The sequence below is a fragment of the Marinobacter sp. C1S70 genome (genome assembly GCF_000475355.1).
GTDB lineage: Bacteria > Pseudomonadota > Gammaproteobacteria > Pseudomonadales > Oleiphilaceae > Marinobacter > Marinobacter nauticus.
This window is the reverse complement of sequence record NZ_AXBW01000089.1, coordinates 1-2,967: the sequence shown is the minus strand read 5'-3', so window position 1 is coordinate 2,967 and position 2,967 is coordinate 1. Positions and strand designations below refer to the sequence as shown.

General features: G+C 51.2%; 4 protein-coding genes. All 4 read left to right on the top strand.

From position 1 onward, the window contains the following. Positions 1–204: 204 nt before the first annotated feature. The 4 genes from Q669_RS18725 to Q669_RS20180 all read left to right on the top strand — a co-directional run bounded on the left by Q669_RS18725 (position 205) and on the right by Q669_RS20180 (position 2,756). Positions 205–822 (top strand): LysE family translocator, encoded by a 618-nt coding sequence (locus Q669_RS18725; protein WP_022993460.1) that lies wholly within the window; start codon positions 205–207, stop codon positions 820–822. A gap of 90 nt (positions 823–912) precedes the next feature. Continuing rightward, positions 913–1,536 carry a SagB/ThcOx family dehydrogenase gene (locus Q669_RS19465; protein WP_031211402.1) on the top strand — a complete coding sequence of 208 codons (624 nt, stop codon included), beginning with the start codon at positions 913–915 and terminating at the stop codon, positions 1,534–1,536. Between the two features lie 98 nt (positions 1,537–1,634). After that, positions 1,635–2,177, top strand: a complete 543-nt coding sequence (locus Q669_RS18715; RefSeq protein ID WP_022993458.1) for a DinB family protein — start codon at positions 1,635–1,637, stop codon at positions 2,175–2,177. A 114-nt stretch (positions 2,178–2,291) separates the two neighbouring features. Beyond that, a complete protein-coding gene (locus Q669_RS20180; protein ID WP_022993457.1) occupies positions 2,292–2,756 on the top strand; it encodes an excalibur calcium-binding domain-containing protein in 465 nt (154 codons plus the stop codon). Positions 2,757–2,967: the final 211 nt, after the last annotated feature.

The following is a 2,967-nucleotide window of genomic DNA, read 5'->3' as shown; positions in this document are numbered from 1 at the left end:
TTATTTTCTGGGGGGATTACAGTTTATTTATGAACATGAAATGGGGCCGCTTGCCATTTAACAAGGCAATCAAATTCGTTCCGGCCTACGGCCTCCACCGGACGCCCTTGTCAGGGCGCCGTTTATTGCTGGCGTTATGCGCTTGCAGTCTGGCCGGTTATCTCAGTCATGTAGTCAAAACGAATAGACTCTTCAGGAGAATACATGAACATCACTACTTCGATTTGGTTTTTCATCGTACCTTTTGCAATTGCAGCCGCGATCCCTGGCCCCGCACAAGGTGTGTTGATCTGTCAGGTTCTCTCGCGGGGCGGGCGCGCCAGTGTTTCTTTCATCGTCGGCATGGTGCTGGGAAATGCTGTTTGGTTGGTTGTTGCGATGCTCGGGCTTGCCGCGCTAGCTTTACGCTTTGAGGCTGTTTTTATCACGGTAAAATGGCTCGGCATTGCCTACATTTTGTTCGTCGCTTGGAAGCTCTGGACTCGGGACACCTTGCGGGGACAGCTCACATCCGCGTCCGCGTTTTCCGTTGGGCGCGGCATCCTGGCCGGATCATTCCTGACGCTCAGCAATCCCAAGGCGGTGATCTTCTTTGGGGCTGTGCTGCCCCACGCCTTCGACATGACGGCACTGTCGCTGTCTGAGGTCGGGCTGATCCTAGCTTTGGGACTCGGGATCGACCTTGCGGTCCAATTCGCTTATCTGGCGGCGGCTTTAAAGGTTCGTCGTGCAGCTAGCTCCCCGAAGGTGATGAAGCGGGTGAATAGAACCTCTGCCGGCTTGATGGCTGGTTGTGCGGGCTGGCTGGCGCTCTCCCGGTAGGTTGCATAACTCCTCGGTTCTGATGCAAAAGTTACCGGGAAAGACAGTGATGGCGCATAATTCAGTCGTTATGCATAGGGGGGTAAGTGCATGGTCATCGAGCTACCAACGCCCGAATTACAAGGCTCTGAGCCATTGGTTGAGTGTATTGAGTCTCGGCGCAGCGTAAGAGAATATACGCAGGCACCGCTACCTTTAGGTGTTTTGTCCCAATTGCTTTGGTCGGCCCAAGGCGTAACCGGTGCCGATCAAAAAAGATCAACTCCATCAGCAGGTGGGTTATACCCGCTGTATCTACAAATTGTGGTGCAGCGGGTATCGGAACTTGAGCCCGGTACCTATGAGTATAAGGCTGAAAGCCATTCGCTGGAGCTAGTCGGTAGCTGTATTCCGGAAGGGGCGATGCACGAGCTAGGGATTGGCGATCAACCATGGTTGAAAGAGGCAGCTATCGTCATCGGGGTTTCAGCGAAACTCGGAGTTGCGGTTCGGCACTTTGAATCTCAGCCACCCGAGGGAGAGCGAGGTGCTCGCTATGTATATATGGAAACTGGGGCTTTAGCACAAAATGTTCATCTCCAGAGTACGGCTCTCGGACTTGGTTGTGTTCTGGTGGCAGGGTTTGATGATGCAAGGGTCAAGGAAGCATTGAGGTTACCCTCAAACTTGGAACCAACTGCACTGCTGTGTATCGGGCAACGGCGGGAGATTTAACAGTGCATAACAATACGCGTCACGCGGATGTCCTTTACGCCGCTTCGCTCTGTAAAGGCCACCGGTGCGCTCAGCGTTATACATGAGAAGGAACTCCGATGAGCCTGAAAGATCACTTTGGATTATTGGCCAACTACAATCAGTCGATGAACTCAAAGGTCTATGAGGCTGCAGGTCATCTTTCTGCCAAAGATTTGATTACGGATCGTCGGGCATTTTTTGGCTCTATTCTAGGAACTTTGAACCATGTCGTCGTTGGCGACACGATCTGGCTTAAGCGATTTGCCACACACCCATCGTGCTTAGGCTCGCTACGTGAAGTCGCTGACCTTCCGAGGCCAACCAGCTTGGATCAGATTGTTTTCGATGATTTAGGCCGTTTGTCTGAGCATCGGGCCTGGTTGGATCAGACAATAGTCAGTTGGGTAGCTGAATTGTCCGAAAGTGACCTGGATTTCGTGCTTGCCTATCGCAACACCAAAGGGGTTCCTGCCAATAAACGCTTTTCGAGTCTGGTTCTTCATTTTTTCAATCATCAAACCCACCATCGCGGTCAGATAAGTACTTTGTTGTCACAGGCTGGTGAAGATATCGGGGTTACTGATCTATTGGGTCAAATTCCGGAGGAGGCTCATGTATAACAAGGCGCATCAATACGCGGCCGATGGCCGCCGGACGCCCTTTTCATTGCGGCTGCGCCTCCATTACAAGGTCGCCGTTGTGCGCTGGCGTTAGAACTTAAAAAGGAACACCGAGTGAGTGACGTAGTTTTTTATGTTGGTCTTGGAATATTCATCATTGGCGGAATCGGTCTGCTAATTTCGGCTTTTAGAACAGGCATTTTTTGGGGGCTTGCAGTCTTTTTTATTGCACCAGTAGCGCTCATTTACCTGATCGTTCACTGGCAAGACGCTAAAGGCCCGTTCAAGCTACAAGTTTTCGGCGTTCTAATTATCGGGATCTTTGCTTATATGAACGGTGGCGTATCGTCCGTCACAGCCGCAACTTCTGATCTCACCAGTTTGAATTTTTCCGAGCCCGCAAGCTCAAGTTTTTCTAAACCTATGGTGTCCAATCAGAAATTCAGATGTGACGGGAGAACATATTGCTCTCAGATGACATCTTGTGCGGAAGCGACCTATTTTCTGAGGAATTGCCCCAATACGAAAATGGACGGAAATCATGACGGCGTCCCATGCGAGAGGCAGTGGTGCAATTAACGGGCAACGGTTCTAACAATCACAGGCACGGCGACGTCTACTACATTGCGGCTTCGCCTTCATTTCGCAGCCGCGCATGCTGTTGGCGTTATGTGCTTAAGGAGAAGCAAATTGGACATAAGGGATCTGCCCTTTGGGGTTACTGACTGGTCTGAAGTCGAGAAGACCGAACACACAGGGGAGCAGGGAGTTGTAGTGGCATAGTGAATCT

Excerpts from the sequence above, each read along its gene's own strand:
- Q669_RS18725 (WP_022993460.1), top strand. The coding sequence starts at position 205 with ATGAACATCACTACTTCGATTTGGTTTTTCATCGTACCTTTTGCAATT.
- Q669_RS19465 (WP_031211402.1), top strand. The coding sequence starts at position 913 with ATGGTCATCGAGCTACCAACGCCCGAATTACAAGGCTCTGAGCCATTG.
- Q669_RS18715 (WP_022993458.1), top strand. The coding sequence starts at position 1,635 with ATGAGCCTGAAAGATCACTTTGGATTATTGGCCAACTACAATCAGTCG.